At 48.1% G+C, this 13,746-nt stretch carries 15 protein-coding genes; 10 read left to right on the top strand and 5 right to left on the bottom strand.

Annotation, left to right across the window (positions count from 1 at the left end; translation table 11 throughout):
- The first annotated feature begins 6 nt into the window (after positions 1-6).
- From A3GA_RS0102670 to A3GA_RS0102660, 3 genes are all read left to right on the top strand, one after another.
- A complete protein-coding gene (locus A3GA_RS0102670; protein ID WP_018025842.1) occupies positions 7-831 on the top strand; it encodes a hypothetical protein in 825 nt (274 codons plus the stop codon).
- 124 nt (positions 832-955) lie between these two features.
- A complete protein-coding gene (gene ychF, locus A3GA_RS0102665) occupies positions 956-2,047 on the top strand; it encodes a redox-regulated ATPase YchF (protein WP_018025841.1) in 1,092 nt (363 codons plus the stop codon).
- Between the two features lie 6 nt (positions 2,048-2,053).
- The gene (locus A3GA_RS0102660; RefSeq protein ID WP_018025840.1) at positions 2,054-4,483 is read left to right on the top strand and encodes an AsmA family protein; all 2,430 of its coding nucleotides are present in this window, start codon (positions 2,054-2,056) and stop codon (positions 4,481-4,483) included.
- A gap of 73 nt (positions 4,484-4,556) precedes the next feature.
- Here A3GA_RS0102660 and A3GA_RS0102655 read toward each other — a convergent pair whose 3' ends face one another.
- The 3 genes from A3GA_RS0102655 to A3GA_RS0102645 are packed head-to-tail and all read right to left on the bottom strand — an operon-like array spanning position 4,557 to position 6,037.
- Positions 4,557-4,820 carry a YfhL family 4Fe-4S dicluster ferredoxin gene (locus tag A3GA_RS0102655; protein WP_026156768.1) on the bottom strand — a complete coding sequence of 88 codons (264 nt, stop codon included), beginning with the start codon at positions 4,818-4,820 and terminating at the stop codon, positions 4,557-4,559.
- Positions 4,821-4,855: 35 nt separating this feature from the next.
- Complete coding sequence (gene coaD, locus A3GA_RS0102650; RefSeq protein WP_018025838.1) at positions 4,856-5,398, bottom strand: pantetheine-phosphate adenylyltransferase; 543 nt, start codon at positions 5,396-5,398, stop codon at positions 4,856-4,858.
- A 42-nt stretch (positions 5,399-5,440) separates the two neighbouring features.
- A complete protein-coding gene (locus A3GA_RS0102645; RefSeq protein ID WP_018025837.1) occupies positions 5,441-6,037 on the bottom strand; it encodes an RsmD family RNA methyltransferase in 597 nt (198 codons plus the stop codon).
- A gap of 115 nt (positions 6,038-6,152) precedes the next feature.
- On the opposite strand from A3GA_RS0102645, the gene ftsY reads away from it, so the two are divergent.
- Positions 6,153-7,436 (top strand): signal recognition particle-docking protein FtsY, encoded by a 1,284-nt coding sequence (gene ftsY / locus A3GA_RS0102640; protein ID WP_018025836.1) that lies wholly within the window; start codon positions 6,153-6,155, stop codon positions 7,434-7,436.
- A gap of 44 nt (positions 7,437-7,480) precedes the next feature.
- Here ftsY and A3GA_RS11210 read toward each other — a convergent pair whose 3' ends face one another.
- Positions 7,481-8,614 carry a CYTH domain-containing protein gene (locus tag A3GA_RS11210; protein WP_018025835.1) on the bottom strand — a complete coding sequence of 378 codons (1,134 nt, stop codon included), beginning with the start codon at positions 8,612-8,614 and terminating at the stop codon, positions 7,481-7,483.
- Positions 8,615-8,618: 4 nt separating this feature from the next.
- Positions 8,619-9,110, bottom strand: coding sequence for a MarR family winged helix-turn-helix transcriptional regulator (locus tag A3GA_RS0102630; protein ID WP_018025834.1), 492 nt, complete (start codon positions 9,108-9,110; stop codon positions 8,619-8,621).
- Between the two features lie 359 nt (positions 9,111-9,469).
- On the opposite strand from A3GA_RS0102630, the gene ribBA reads away from it, so the two are divergent.
- The 6 genes from ribBA to A3GA_RS0102600 are packed head-to-tail and all read left to right on the top strand — an operon-like array spanning position 9,470 to position 13,745.
- Positions 9,470-10,657 (top strand): bifunctional 3,4-dihydroxy-2-butanone-4-phosphate synthase/GTP cyclohydrolase II, encoded by a 1,188-nt coding sequence (ribBA, locus tag A3GA_RS0102625; RefSeq protein ID WP_048766800.1) that lies wholly within the window; start codon positions 9,470-9,472, stop codon positions 10,655-10,657.
- Between the two features lie 44 nt (positions 10,658-10,701).
- Positions 10,702-11,241, top strand: a complete 540-nt coding sequence (gene ribH / locus A3GA_RS0102620; protein WP_018025832.1) for a 6,7-dimethyl-8-ribityllumazine synthase — start codon at positions 10,702-10,704, stop codon at positions 11,239-11,241.
- A gap of 11 nt (positions 11,242-11,252) precedes the next feature.
- Entirely contained in the window at positions 11,253-11,696 is a 444-nt protein-coding gene (gene nusB, locus A3GA_RS0102615; protein ID WP_018025831.1) for a transcription antitermination factor NusB, read from the top strand.
- Positions 11,696-12,676, top strand: a complete 981-nt coding sequence (gene thiL, locus A3GA_RS0102610; RefSeq protein ID WP_018025830.1) for a thiamine-phosphate kinase — start codon at positions 11,696-11,698, stop codon at positions 12,674-12,676. The genes nusB and thiL overlap by 1 nt, the downstream gene beginning before the upstream one ends.
- Before the next feature lie 11 nt (positions 12,677-12,687).
- On the top strand, positions 12,688-13,224 hold the full coding sequence (locus tag A3GA_RS0102605) for a phosphatidylglycerophosphatase A family protein (protein WP_018025829.1): 537 nt from the start codon (positions 12,688-12,690) through the stop codon (positions 13,222-13,224).
- Positions 13,224-13,745, top strand: a complete 522-nt coding sequence (locus tag A3GA_RS0102600) for a CinA family protein (RefSeq protein ID WP_018025828.1) — start codon at positions 13,224-13,226, stop codon at positions 13,743-13,745. Before A3GA_RS0102605 ends, A3GA_RS0102600 begins: the two co-directional genes overlap by 1 nt.
- The last annotated feature ends 1 nt before the right edge of the window (position 13,746 follow it).

Genomic DNA, 13,746 nt, shown 5'->3' with positions numbered 1-13,746 from the left:
ATTAGCATGAGTCAGAATTCCTTATTTACTCAACCACAAGTACCGCAGGGGCGTAAAAGACCCCCTGCACCGCATCAAGCCGAGCGTTTCCGTGAGCAAATGCGTGATTTTTTTCGCTTTATTGTGAAGCCAGATTTCCGGCGCGGTCATGGACGGGGTAGCGGTGACGGCTGGTTTAAGGATTGGCAGCTAAATCTGCCTTGGCGGCGCTTATTACAGTGGGCGGCCTTTATGTGGGCGGTGAATATTTTAGTACTTGCACCCATTGCCTTAGTCGCAGCGGATGGTGCTGGGGCGACCCATCGGCTAGAATTTTCTTATAGTATGGTGCCTTTGGCGGTGATTTGGGCACCGATTGTGGAGGAAATACTCTTTCGCTACAGTGCACGCAGACCAGTCGTGGCGATTTGGTTGGTGCCACTGATGTTCTTTGTGCTGTTGCGGCAGGGTACGGTGATTGGCACCTTAGGCTTAATCTTGGTGCTAGCCATTATTATGCAACTGTATCCAAGGCTCGGTCTCACCTCTGCTGAGGCGCGCCTACGCTTACCTTTTAAGGTGTTAAAGCTGTATCGCCACGTTTTTGTGTGGCTGATGCATTTATTGGTCTTTGGCTTTGCCTATATGCATATTTACAATTATGAGTTTGAGCACATTAGTGTCGTTGCTGTGTTGGCGATGGTATTGCCGCAGTGGTTTTCTGGGCTCGTGCTGATGTGGATGCGTATCCGCTATGGCATTGCTAATGCGATTTATTTACATGCGATTTTTAATGGTGGACCGGTTTTATTGCTACTTGGGGTCAAGCTAGCTGGTATTCCGCTCAGCTAAGTAGAAGTTTTTAAAGCACTTTTTTCTAAAAGGAACAAGGCGTGATTTCGCTGTGTCCAAGCGTATTAAGGGTTAAAATAGCGGATTATTCTTTATCGTTATCTAATGAATTTTCAGGATTACTATGGCACTTCAATGTGGTATCGTCGGTTTACCTAATGTCGGTAAATCAACCTTATTTAATGCATTAACCAAAGCGGGTATTGCCGCAGAAAACTATCCTTTCTGTACGATTGAGCCTAATGTGGGTATTGTCGAAGTGCCCGATCAGCGTTTAAATCAACTCGCTGAGATTGTTAAGCCGCAACGTATTTTACCCGCCACCGTTGAATTTGTTGATATTGCCGGTTTAGTAGCCGGTGCCTCTAAGGGTGAGGGACTGGGTAATCAGTTCTTAGCAAATATCCGTGAGACCCATGCCATTGCGCATGTGGTGCGTTGCTTTGAAGATGATAATGTGGTTCACGTTTCCGGTCGGGTCGACCCCATTGGCGATATTGAAGTGATTAATACCGAGTTGGCCTTAGCTGACTTGGCCTCAGTTGAGCGTGCTTTGGATCGCGCTCAACGCACCGCTCGCTCAGGCGACAAGGAGGCGCAAAAGCTTTGTGCCTTATTAGAACGCATTGTGCCCGTATTAAACGAGGCAAAAACGATCCGCAGTATGAATCTGGATGAGGATGATTTGGCCATGCTTAAGGGCTTTAGCTTTATCACAGCGAAGCCAGTGCTTTACGTGGCAAATGTACGCGAAGACGGCTTTAGCGATAATCCACATCTGCAAGCAGTGCAGGAATACGCTGCGGCGGAAAATGCGGAGGTGGTCGCTGTGTGTGCGGCGGTGGAGGCGGAAATCGCTGATCTAGATGATGAAGACAAAGCTGTATTCTTAGAGGATATGGGGATGGCTGAACCGGGTCTGAATCGTGTGATACGCGCAGCCTATAAGCTCTTAGGTCTACAAACTTACTTTACTGCTGGTGTCAAGGAGGTGAGAGCGTGGACGATTCGTATTGGCGATACTGCTCCGCAGGCGGCCGGCGTGATCCATACCGATTTTGAGCGTGGCTTTATCCGGGCCCAAACCATTGCCTTTGATGATTTTATTCAGTTCAAGGGTGAGAGCGGCGCCAAGGAAGCGGGTAAAATGCGTGCCGAGGGCAAGGATTACGTGGTGCATGATGGCGACGTGATTAACTTCTTATTTAATGTCTAATGACTCATGAATAAATGGCTTAAGCGCAGTGGTATCGTACTGGTGCTACTGATATTGACCGCAGTTGTGGGTGGGGCGATTTTCTTACTTAATTTTGACCCTAAGGTGTATCAGGATCGTCTGGTTAAGGAGATTAAGCTGCGCTATGAGCGGGATTTAAAAATTAACGGCGAGATAGAGCTCTCGCTATTTCCTCGTATCGGTCTGCGTGTGACTGATGTCAGCTTGTCCAATAAAAACGCTGAGACTGAATTCAGTTCCATGCAGGAGGTGCGCTTTGCCGTGGCGCTGTGGCCTCTCTTATTTGATCGCTTTTTAGTCGATCATGTGAAGGTCAATGGCTTTAAATCGCATATTGTACGCTATGCGGATGGCAGTTTAAATATTGATGATTTTTATGCACTGCCCCTCGACTTTGATAAAGAGCATATGGCGCGTCGTCGTCAGCAGGCCGCCGCAGAGGAGTTGCCTATCGCCGAGCGTGCCGCACGTATGGCGGCTAATGAGTTCAAAATCGATATTGCCGGTTTGGACTTGGAAAATGGCACGGTGCTAGTCGAGGATCAAGCCAGCAAGCGTCAATTTAGCCTGGATAATATGAGTATTCATACTGGCCGTATCACCTTTGGTGAGCCTTTTTCCCTGGCTTTAAATGCCAAGCTGGATGCTCGACACCCGACGGATGATGCCACCCTAAATGTACGCAGTCGCTTGCGTTTTGAACCTGCGGCTTCGATATATCAGGTGGAGCAGATTGATGCGACGTTACAGGGGCAGATTAAGGGCTACCGCGTAGCTGAAGCTGCCTTAAACGGTCGCTTCAGTGTGGATAATTTTGCTGGTGATGCCCATGGCAAAGCCTTGCGTTTGTTGCTTAATTTAAATGCCTTAGACGAATCGAAGCGGCTGTCCCATATTGATCTCGATGTGCGTGCGGATGAGGTTGGTTTAAATCGTATCGACACTCAGTTATTGGCTAAAAATTTAAGTATTAAGGGAAGTACCGCCGACCATCAGAAACGCAGCTTGGCATGGGAGCTAAATAGTCCTAATCTTAATCTCTCCGGCTTTGATGCGGCTGCTGAGCCATTGACGGGTACCGTGCAGTTTAGGGGGGAGGAGAGCATGGACGTGAATGTCTCGCTAGATGGTTTTAGCGGTCTTGCCTCCAATCTCAAGATACGAGAAAACACGCTTAAGGGACGGTATTTGACGTCGGCTAATCGAGCCATTGATATTGATTTAAGTTCACCTTTAAGCATTAATTTACTGAGTGGGGAGTTTAGTTATCCTGCCTTACGTGGTTTACTCCGCTTAAGTGATGGGGACTTGCTCCAAGAAGCGCCGGTGATCGCCTCAATTCGTGGTGATTTAAGAAGTAGTTCGATGGACTTTAATGTGGATGCGGTGATGGATGCGGAGCGCATGAATTTATCTGGCACCCTAAAAAGTTTTTCCAAGCCTTCCATCGATTTTAAATTAAGTGCAGAATCACTGGCATTAGATCACATCCTCGGGGTGGATTCTGATTTGCCCTTAGCCTCGTTGATGCTTGAATCGGATGCGAAGGATAAGTCTCAGGCGGCTGCAGCGGCGAATCAAACTAGCACAGCGGCAGCAGTTGAAGCGGCTCCTAGCGCTAAGCCTAACAAATCAAGAAGTTTAAGTTTAAAACAAGAACTTTTGGCACGTTTAAGTGGCGTGGGTGTATTTGATATTGCCAAGATGAGCTATCGTGGTCTGGATTTTCAGGACTTGAGTGCGACTTTATTTTTCGACTCATCTAGTGATATTAAAATCGACGCCTTGCGTGCTAAGTTCTTTGGTGGTGAGCTTGCCGCTAATAGTCAAATGTCCTTAGATGATGGTTCACTCAAGGTGGATTTAAAGCTCAAGGATGTCGATATGGCATCCTTGCTACAGGGCTTTAAAGCACGTGCTTTATTGAGTAGTTGCGCTGATATTGATTTGGCGCTAGCAACACAAGGCCTTAGTGAAAAGGAATTACTGCAAAACTTAAACGGTCAATTAAGCCTTGATAGTGCTGAGGGCAAGTGGCATGGTTTTTCCATGAAGCGAGTGTTGGATGATGTGACTCATATGATTGACACCGGTTCTCAGCAGTTGCGCTTTGAGCAGAGTGAAACCACCCCCTTTAAGCGCTTACGCTTTGCTGCTGATGTGAATAATGGCATTATGCACTTTAGCAAGTTACATGCGGATAGTAGTGATTTTTCCCTAGTAAATAAGGATGAGTCCAGTCAATACAATATGCTTGATGGGCACTTCGATTTCAATCTGCAATTAAACGCAAAGCAGCCTGTTAGCGTGAGCCGTCAAGGCGTTAACGTGCAGGTTAAAGGCTTTAGTATTCCCATTCGCTTGTGGAATGATGCAGAGCTGATTCAGGTAGAGACAGCGCTACAGGAGCTATAGCCGTTGCTTGGCGCAAGGTCTGCCTTGATAAGGCAAGTGGCACATCATGGCAAGACCTTGCGTAGGTCATCTGCTAAATCGGTAGCTTGCTATTGGCGGTGAGGCGACGGAATTTCTCCATCAATTCCTCTTCGGACTCTCGCCATTCAGGGTCGGGATGAATGCAATCAATAGGACAAATCACTTGGCACTGAGGCTCGTCATGATGGCCTTTACACTCTGTGCATTTACTAGGGTCGATCACATAGACCTCCGGGCCCATATAAATCGCTTCATTTGGGCATTGGGGTTCGCATACATCACAATTGATGCATTCGTGATCAATATAGAGAGCCATAATTTACCTTAAACAAAAAAGCTTAGTCTGGACCGTTATTTTTTTAGCGTCTCATTTAATAGCGCTACTTGCGCTTTGGCCTCAGCTAAGGCGTCTTTACGCTCCTCGGCCTTTGCTTTGAGCCAACGCTCGACCGAAGGAAAGACTAATTTACTCACATCACCACCCATCAAGGCAACCTCACGCACAAAGGTACCCGAAATAAACTGGTACTGATCGGATGGTGTCATAAACATCGTTTCTACGTCTGGCAGTAAATAACGATTCATACCGGCCATCTGGAATTCATACTCGAAATCCGATACGGCACGTAAGCCCCGGATAATCACGCGGCCATTATTTTCGCGGACAAAGTCTTTGAGTAGACCGCTAAAGCCCTTGACCGTGACATTAGGGTAATGATCCAATACCTCATGGGCAATTTTAAGGCGCTCTTCTAAGGTAAAACAGGGATTTTTACCGGCACTACGAGCTACGCCCACAATCACATGATCGAAGAGACCGGCGGCACGACGTACTAAATCCTCGTGTCCACGCGTTAATGGGTCAAACGTACCCGGATAAATAGCAATTTTCATTATATTTTCCCTGAATGGATTGAACGAAATATTATAAGATATTTAGCTAGCTGTTTCAGAAATATAATGATACAAATAAAAGTGACTGGCACCCGCTTGGTCCTGTCGCAGTAGTTCAAAATCAGCGGGTAGTAGCACTGGCGTCGCACTTTCGAGATACACCAAGGTGCCATTTTTACAAATCGAGGGCAGGGCAGCGATGCTTTGCTGCAGCAGCTCTTCATCAGCAAAGGGTGGGTCTATTAAAATCAGATGAAAGCGGCTGTTGTCCATACGTTTAAGCACTAAGCGAGCATCGTGATCATTAATGCGCACCTGATGCAGTTGATGCTTGTCGCGGAATTGACGTAGTGCAGCAACGGCCTTAGGGTGACTTTCCACCATCTGTACATGCTGTGCCCCACGTGATGCTGCTTCAAAGCCTAAAGCACCGCTACCAGCAAATAAGTCAAGCACCGATTTATCGGAAAAATCGCCGTCCCAAAAGTAGTTTAACCAGTTAAAAAGTGTCTCACGCACACGATCTGGCGTGGGGCGTAAACCCTCAACGCTAACGACGGGTAGGTTGCTACGCTTTAAGGTGCCACCGATAATGCGAATTTTTTGTGGCATCGAGCGTGTGTTAGCTGCTTTTTTCATCGATAGAATCGTATCCTATACTCCACTCATGGCTGATGCTTTTATATTAATCTATCTGCCCTGCATAAGCCAGTATAATATGAACCAAAATGGGGTTATTGTTTAGTGAGAGTGTATGTTTAGATTTTTTAAGCGTAAAAAAGCAAAAGAAGAAAATCAAGCGAGTCAAGAAGCTGAAGTTGCGCAAGCGCATGAGCAGGAGGAGCCTGCAGCTTCAGAAGCGATAGTATCGGACAAGCCCGTCACCACCAGTACTGCCACGGTGCCGGCGGAATCCGTGGAGGAGTCTGCTGTCGCGATAGCACCGGTTGAGACGGTGGCCCCAACAGCTACGCCGGTAGCTGAGGCGAGTGCCACCCCCGCGCCCCTTGAACCGCAGCCCGAAGTGATTGTGACTGAGGTTGAAGCGGAGGCTGAGGCAAGCTCTCCGGCGCCAGTCGCTGACGCTGAGGTGGCGCCAAGTCCAGTGGTGACTGAGGTAGCGCCAGCCAAGAGCTCTTGGATGCAGCGCTTGCGTCAGGGCCTTTCTCGTACAGGCTCCAGCATTGGTTCACTATTTGTGGGCGTCAAGGTTGACGAGGCCTTATTTGAAGAGCTAGAAATGGCATTGCTGATGGCGGATGCCGGCATTGAGGCGACCGAGTCCTTGTTAGCTAAGCTCAGAACCAAGGTTAAGCAACAGCGTATCGAGGATGCTGCAGAGGTTAAGGAAGCGCTTAAAGCCTTATTAAGCGAGCATTTGAAGCCCTTAGAAAAAGACTTTATGTTGCCGTTGGATGGCACCTCAGTCGTTATGATTGCTGGCGTTAATGGTGCGGGTAAAACCACCTCCATCGGTAAGTTAGCACATCATTTCCAAGCCGCTGGTGCGAGTGTGTTGTTAGCCGCCGGGGATACTTTCCGAGCAGCGGCACGGGAGCAATTGGTCGAATGGGGTAAGCGCAATCAGGTGGCGGTGATAGCGCAAGACGGCGGTGATCCAGCCGCCGTTGCCTTTGATGCGGTCAATGCCGGTAAAGCCCGCAAGGCTAATGTTGTGATGGTCGATACGGCTGGACGTTTGCCGACTCAATTACACTTGATGGAAGAGCTTAAAAAGATTAAGCGGGTGATTAATAAGGCTGATAGCGAAGCGCCGCATGAGGTGTTATTAGTGGTTGATGGTAATACGGGCCAAAACGTGATTACTCAAATTAAGGCCTTTGATGCGGCCTTGGGCTTAACCGGTTTAGTAGTGACCAAGTTAGACGGCACGGCCAAGGGCGGTACCTTAGCCGCTGTGGCAGCAGGTAGCCAAGGCGTGCGACCGATTCCGGTCTATTGGATTGGGGTTGGTGAGTCATTGCACGATCTTCAGCCTTTTTCTGCGGCTGAGTTTGCCAATGCCTTGCTTGGCTAAATGCATACTACTGGACTGAGGGCAGCATGGCCGGGCGCAGGCGCTTAGACGGTTAGTTCTACCATGCTCCACGCCAAGGCCTTGAGTAACCATTGCTGTAACTCATGACTTGCTGCTAGCGCAAATGCCTCGCTTTGAGCTTGCTGCTCACTAGGGTGGCTGAGTTCCGTTGTGGCAGGGCTACCTTGTGCTAAGCGTTGTTGGTAGGCGCTAAGCTGCTGATGTAGTTGATGGAATCGAGCATCGCTAGATGAGGTCACATCCGTCGCCGAATTAAGCTCCATAAAATGTGACCAAAGTCTTTGTAATTGCTCTATGGCCTGACACAGTGCAACTAGGTGGGCAGCACAATCCAAATCAATGCGGGTTGCCATATCGTTGCGGTCAATGGCAGCTATTACCGCTGCATTGCGGGCAATCAGCTCCAAGTACAGCTGCGTGTCTTTTTTAAGTTGTGCACTGCTCACTACCACATCAGTGCGATTGCCCTGCTGAGGAGCGACGGCCGGCTGCCAGAGCTTAAAATCTTGAAAGCTCTGCCTTAACTCATGGTGATTAGGGGTGAGACCACGAGCCTTTAACGCCACCACCTGAGCCGCTAAGCTATCGCCACGTTCAGCCTTACTTCTAAAATCTAAGATAAATTGCAGTTCATGCTGCCAAGAGGCTGCTAATTCAAAAATCGCCCTGGATTGACCTGTTTTAAGCTCTAATTCCAACTCATAAACGGGTAGTTCTAAACTCGCAGCGCGAATCACGCCCACATCATAAGCCAGCTCAACCAGACCATGTTGGCTGCGCTGGCAGCTTAAGTGACGCTGAACATCGGTCTCAAAGCGCGCTGTTAATTCAGTACCTACGTGCTTAAGCTGATTAAAGGTTTCCTCTGCAGGGGTGCCTTGATAAACGCTGAGATCCAAGGTGGCATCAGGGCGCACGTGATTATACTCAATCTTGCTAAGCGCATCCGTACCGGGTAATTTGATGGTTTGTACCCATGTATCTGCCTCTTTGCGCAGACGTAAGGCGATGCCAGCACAAGCTAAGGCTCTATCATCGGTGTCAAAATAAATCGCATGCAAATGAATGGTTTCGGCGTCTGGCGTGCGCAGTAACTGCTCGACGGCTGAGCGCGAGGAAGTCAGGATATGGAGTTTAAGCTCTTGCTCAATTGACATAGGACTAAGCGTCTACCTTGCTTTCTTCTACAGCCTTGGTCACGGCTTCTTTACCCTCGGCTAGGCTTTGGTAAAGCCTAGTTTTAGCGCTCTCAGGTAGTTGTGCCAACAACTCACTAAGCCATTGGTTATAGGCGGTTTCCATCTTGGCAAAGGCCTTTTTACCTTTGGTCGTCATTTTAATAAAGGTGCTACGACGGTCTTGACGATTTGTGTTGCGGCTGATAAGTCCTGCTTTTTCTAGCTGGAGACTGATGGCGGTAATGTTACCGTTACTTACCATTAAACGCTCTGATAGTTCACCCATTTTTAGACCCTGAGGCTCACTCGCGAGTTGAGCCAGTAAATCGTAACGCGGTGTGGTCATATTGAAATGTAGACGCAAACGATTACGTAGCTCATTTTGAATTAAGCTGTTAAAGGCAGCGAGTCTCAGTACTAAGCGTAGATCATCGCTACTTGAATCGTTGATTCGAGTCTCTAAATCAATGTTCATGGGGATTCCTTAATGGCTGATTTTGTTTTGTATATCTCAACAAGCCAGTAAAAAATGTTGGCCTGCGGCAGTAACGCCTAACTAGATTGTCTTATATGATTTTTGCATAAAAATCATTGGATAGCGATAGCTTAAATGTAAACTATTCTTACATTAACAGTGCCGCTGAGCGAGGCATGAAGTTGAACATCGAAGTAAAAATGAAGAGTAGTAAGGGTGGATTTAAATTTAATTAGCCGGACAGATTATCGTGCCTTGGATGGCGTTGCAAGTCCTAAAAATAAATGCGCTTTAGTTCTATCGCTATGCGCTAAGGGGTACAATAGCAATATCTTTTTTAATTGTTGGAATGATACATGATGAGTTCTGCACACAGTCTTTCTAATGACCTTGTTGAAAGCGGTGAAAGTGCCTCCGTTATCTCCTCTGTCACTGAGATTATTGAGGAGTTACGTCAGGGGCGGATGGTGATTCTGGTTGACGAAGAGGATCGCGAAAACGAGGGCGATCTGCTGATGGCGGCGGATTTTGTGACCCCTGAAGCGATTAATTTTATGGTCACCCATGCTCGTGGTTTAGTCTGTTTGACCCTAACCGGTGAGCGTAGCGATCAGCTCGGTTTAGGTTTGATGACAAGCAATAATCAGAGTGGCTTTGAAACAAACTTTACCATTTCCATTGAGGCCGCAGAGGGGGTGACCACCGGAATTTCTGCCGCTGATCGAGCAACCACCATTAAGGCCGCGGTAGCACCGGATGCGACGCCGGAGGATGTGGTGTCGCCGGGTCATATTTTCCCGGTGCGGGCGGTGCCGGGTGGTGTCTTGATTCGTGCTGGTCATACCGAGGCAGGTTGTGATCTGACGGCGATGGCGGGCTTGACGCCGGCAGCGGTGATTTGTGAGATTCTAAAACCCGATGGGGAGATGGCGCGTTTGCCGGATTTGATCGAGTTTTCAAAGGAGTTCGGCATCAAAATCGGTACTATTGAGGATTTGATTCAGTACCGTAGTGAGCATGAATCCATGATCAAACGCCTGGGCTCCAAGCAGATGATGACTCCTTGGGGTAGCTTCCAAGCGGTCTCTTATCAGGATAAAACCAGCGGTGCGACCCATATTGCCTTAGTGCATGGTGAGATTCATCCTGAGCGTGAGGTCTTGGTACGAGTGCATGAACCGGTGACGATGTTGGATATTCTTGATTGTGAGGATAAGTCACACAGCTGGGGCGTAGCGGCTTCCCTAAAGGCGATTAGTGATGCCGAGAGCGGGGTGATGGTGATGTTAAATTGTGATCAAAGCCATAGCAGTGCCGAGGTGGCTAATCAGGTCTCGACTTGGGGGGCTGAGCCGGTGCCAGAAGCGCCTAAAGGACGTAAGCATGATCGCTATAGTTTACGTACCTATGGTGTGGGCGCACAAATTTTAAAGGATTTGAATGTTTCTCAAATGCGTTTAATGGCGACACCAGTTAAAATGCCAAGTATGGCTGGTTTCGGTTTGACCATAACCGGTTTTTATCAAGAGCAATCTCATGATGCCTAGCGGCTCATCGAGCTTAAGCATGATTTATCGATAAAGGACTTTATATGAAACCTTATAAAATAGCACCTGATTTAAATGGTGAGGATCTGCACATTGGTATTGTTTGCGCTCGATTTACCGAGTCGATTACCAATATGGAATTAGAAGCGTGCTTGGCTGAGCTAGGTGATTTAGGGGTGCAAGAGGAAAATATCATGGTCGTCACGGTGCCCGGTGCCTTAGAAGTCGGTTTTGCGCTGCATGAGATGGCCCAAACAGACGAGTTTGATGCCTTAATTGCTTTAGGTGCAGTGATTCGTGGTGAGACTTATCACTTCGAGGTGGTTAGTAATGAATCTGCTGCTGCCATTACTCGGGTGGCTTTAGATACGGGTATTCCGATTGCTAACGGCATTCTGACCACGGAAGATGAGGAGCAAGCTCAAGAGCGTGCTGCGCAAAAGGGTATCGATTGTGCGGTAGTGGCGATTGAAATGGCAAATCTTGTCGGTTATTTAGCGCCCGAGGTAGAGGCCGACGATGAGGATGATTTTGAGGATGAAGACTTCGACGACGATGAGGCGGACGAAGACGATAACAAGTAGAAGGGATCAAGTTGAGTATTAAAAAAAGCGCACGGCGTCGTGCGCGAGAGTTAGCCTTGCAGGGCTTGTACGGTTATTTTATTGCTGGCGATGGTGCTGAGATTGGTCTTATTGAGGCCAATCTTAGAGATCTAGAGGGCTATGAAAAGGCCGATCAGGAATTACTCGAGCGCTTATTGCATGGTGTCGTGCAAGAGCACAGTGCCTTGCAGGCGGATATTGAACCGTATCTAGATCGCCCGCTCAAGGATCTCTCGCCGATTGAGTATAGTGTGTTAATGATTGCCACTTATGAGTTTAAGAATTGCTTGGATGTGCCATACCGCGTCGTGATTAATGAAGCGGTAGAGATGACCAAGGAGTTTGGCGGCACTGACGGCTTTAAGTTCGTTAACGGGGTGCTAGACAAATTAGCAGCGGTGTTGCGTGCGGTTGAGGTAGAGGGCGGTCGCTAGTGGATGAGTTCGCCTTAATTCGCCAATACTTTAGCCATAGCACGGCCTCGATCGCGAAGAGTGCCTCCTATGTGGGTGTTGGCGATGATTGTGCGGCGTTGCAGCCACCGCAGGGCGAACTGGTTATCTGCAAGGATGTGTTAATTGAGGGTAGACATTTTTTTTCAGATGTAGACCCTTTTTTATTGGGTCACAAAGCCCTAGCGGTTAATCTTTCCGATATTGCTGCCATGGCTGCTAAGCCCATTGCTTGTCTATTAGGCTTGGCCTTGCCGCGGGCAGATGAGGCGTGGTTAGAGGCCTTTAGCCGAGGTTTTAACCGTCTTGCCGAGCGTTATGATTGCGCTTTAGTGGGCGGTGATACCACCCGTAGTGACGCCGGCATATTTATCAGTGTGACAGCGCTTGGCTTGGCGCAGCAACCCTTACCTTTACGCGCCAATGCCCAGATCGGTGATGATCTCTGGGTGAGTGGCGACTTGGGCTCGCCTAACATCGCCCTAGGGCTATTATTAAAGCAGCAGCAAGCAAGTCTTAGCGAGCAGGAGCTGGCACTGCTGGCTGCCACGCGGCTGCGTTTAGAGCAGCCAGAGCCACAAGTCCACTTAGGCCAATTATTAAGGCCTTATGTGCATGCCATGATCGATATTTCTGATGGTGTATTGCAGGATTTATCACATCTATTGACAGCCTCTCAGCTTGGGGCCATTGTCTATGCTGAACAGTTGCCGATGCATCCAGCCTTGCAGGCGGTAGAGGCAAAGCATGCTCTGGAGGCTGTGTTGGCTGGGGGCGATGAGTATCAGCTATGCTTTAGCGCTGCGCCCGATTATCGCAAGCAGATTGAGCAATGTGCTTTGCAAGCTGGTACCGCAGTGCAGCGAATAGGACAAATTACTGCAGCGAGGGAGTTGATATTGCTTGACGCGGCAGGGCAAGTGGTAGAAAATTTGCCTCAGGGCTTTAATCACTTTCCATAACCTAATTTTTTATGAACGATCAAAGTATTTCGCCAGATAAGGCAATTCAGCCGAGTCTTTCTTGGATCTTTAAGAGTCCACACCGTTTTTTAGCCTTTGGCTTTGGTTCTGGATTGATTCGACCTGCACCGGGGACGTGGGGCACGGTATTAGCTTTATTTTTATGGTTACCTTTATCCCATGTATTGAGTAATGATTGGCTGATGGGTGGCTTTTTATTACTTTGCTTTTTATATGGTATTTACTGCACTCAAAAGGTTTGCGCTGAATTGGGTGTGGTCGACCATAGCGGGATTGTGTGGGATGAATGGGTGGCTTTTTGGTTGGTGCTTTTTATCACCACACCCATTGCCGACTCACCTTCATGGTATTTGATTTATTTCGTACTATTTAGGGTGTTTGATATATTAAAACCTTGGCCAATTAAGTACTTTGATGAGCGTTTACAAAATGGTTTCGGCGTCATGTGGGATGATATCGTCGCTTCCCTCTATGTGCTGTTTTCTGTGGCGGTGATAGTCCGTTTGATGGGAGTGATAATAGGCTAATGAAGGATGTATTTTATGAGTTTGCCGAGCAGTCTGCGCGTTTAGGTGAGTATTTGCAGCATCATGGCGTTTTATTAAGTACTGCGGAGTCGTGTACCGGCGGTCTGCTCAGTGGCATTATTACCATGACCCCAGGTTCAAGCCAGTGGTTTGATCGTGGTTTTGTGACCTATAGTAATGACGCAAAAATGGCGATGTTAGATGTGGCTGCTAATACCCTTGAAAAGCATGGCGCTGTGAGTGAAGAAGTGGCAATACAAATGGCTGAAGGCGTCTTATTTAATGTACCCACTTCCGCCCTTGCGGTGAGTGTGACTGGGGTTGCTGGACCGGGTGGGGGGACCGAGGCGAAGCCCGTGGGGATGGTGTGCTTTGCGTTGGCTAAGCGCACGAGTGAGGGCATTGTGACCCTGCCTTATACCCGTTATTTTGAGGGTGATCGTACTGAGGTGCGCTTACAAAGTTGCTATTTTATTATTGATCAGTTGATTAATGTACTTAAGCCGTCTAGCGCCAGTTAAT

Source organism: Oligella urethralis DSM 7531 (genome assembly GCF_000372065.1).
Taxonomy (GTDB): domain Bacteria; phylum Pseudomonadota; class Gammaproteobacteria; order Burkholderiales; family Burkholderiaceae_B; genus Oligella; species Oligella urethralis.
The sequence above is the reverse complement of the archived record's forward strand: the minus strand, read 5'-3'. Positions and strand labels throughout refer to the sequence as shown.

Bases quoted from the DNA above. Each gene is read 5' to 3' on its own strand.
- A3GA_RS0102670 (WP_018025842.1), top strand. From the start codon at position 7: ATGAGTCAGAATTCCTTATTTACTCAACCACAAGTACCGCAGGGGCGT.
- ychF (WP_018025841.1), top strand. From the start codon at position 956: ATGGCACTTCAATGTGGTATCGTCGGTTTACCTAATGTCGGTAAATCA.
- A3GA_RS0102660 (WP_018025840.1), top strand. From the start codon at position 2,054: ATGAATAAATGGCTTAAGCGCAGTGGTATCGTACTGGTGCTACTGATA.
- A3GA_RS0102655 (WP_026156768.1), bottom strand. From the start codon at position 4,820: ATGGCTCTCTATATTGATCACGAATGCATCAATTGTGATGTATGCGAA.
- coaD (WP_018025838.1), bottom strand. From the start codon at position 5,398: ATGAAAATTGCTATTTATCCGGGTACGTTTGACCCATTAACGCGTGGA.
- A3GA_RS0102645 (WP_018025837.1), bottom strand. From the start codon at position 6,037: ATGAAAAAAGCAGCTAACACACGCTCGATGCCACAAAAAATTCGCATT.
- ftsY (WP_018025836.1), top strand. From the start codon at position 6,153: ATGTTTAGATTTTTTAAGCGTAAAAAAGCAAAAGAAGAAAATCAAGCG.
- A3GA_RS11210 (WP_018025835.1), bottom strand. From the start codon at position 8,614: ATGTCAATTGAGCAAGAGCTTAAACTCCATATCCTGACTTCCTCGCGC.
- A3GA_RS0102630 (WP_018025834.1), bottom strand. From the start codon at position 9,110: ATGAACATTGATTTAGAGACTCGAATCAACGATTCAAGTAGCGATGAT.
- ribBA (WP_048766800.1), top strand. From the start codon at position 9,470: ATGAGTTCTGCACACAGTCTTTCTAATGACCTTGTTGAAAGCGGTGAA.
- ribH (WP_018025832.1), top strand. From the start codon at position 10,702: ATGAAACCTTATAAAATAGCACCTGATTTAAATGGTGAGGATCTGCAC.
- A3GA_RS0102605 (WP_018025829.1), top strand. From the start codon at position 12,688: ATGAACGATCAAAGTATTTCGCCAGATAAGGCAATTCAGCCGAGTCTT.
- A3GA_RS0102600 (WP_018025828.1), top strand. From the start codon at position 13,224: ATGAAGGATGTATTTTATGAGTTTGCCGAGCAGTCTGCGCGTTTAGGT.